Source organism: Ralstonia sp. ASV6 (assembly GCF_016429285.1).
Taxonomy (GTDB): Bacteria; Pseudomonadota; Gammaproteobacteria; order Burkholderiales; family Burkholderiaceae; genus Ralstonia; species Ralstonia flaminis.
This window is the reverse complement of record NZ_JAELUI010000520.1, coordinates 1-376: the sequence shown is the minus strand read 5'-3', so window position 1 is coordinate 376 and position 376 is coordinate 1. Positions and strand designations below refer to the sequence as shown.

The 376-nt window shown below is 75.5% G+C and carries 1 pseudogene; it reads right to left on the bottom strand.

The annotated features are described in order from the left end of the window. Positions 1–140: 140 nt before the first annotated feature. Positions 141–248, bottom strand: a pseudogene (locus JHD73_RS29390) (molybdopterin biosynthesis protein MoeB); the annotation flags it as partial. Positions 249–376 lie beyond the last annotated feature (128 nt).

Sequence of the window (376 nt, the reverse complement as noted above, 5' to 3'; positions counted from 1 at the left end):
CCCCCCCCCCCCCCCCCCCCCCCCCATCCCCCCGCGCCCCCCCAGCTCTACACTCCACGGCCTTCGTCCCCCCCCCCCCCCCCCCCCCCCCCCCCCCCACTCATTGATCGCCTGCTGCAGCATGAAGTCGTCAGCCGAACCGCGCCAATGACGAGCGCATGCGCTTCAAGTAGACGCGTCTGCCCCTCGATGCCGATCTCGTCGAGCAGGATGTGGCGGGAATAGCGCAGCAGTTGGTCGTCGTTCATGGCCTGTCTCTTATACACATCTGACGCTGCCGACGAAGGCCGTGGAGGGGGGGGGGGGGGGGGGGGGGGGGGGGGGGGGGGGGGGGGGGGGGGGGGGGGGGGGGGGGGGGGGGGGGGGGGGGGGGGGG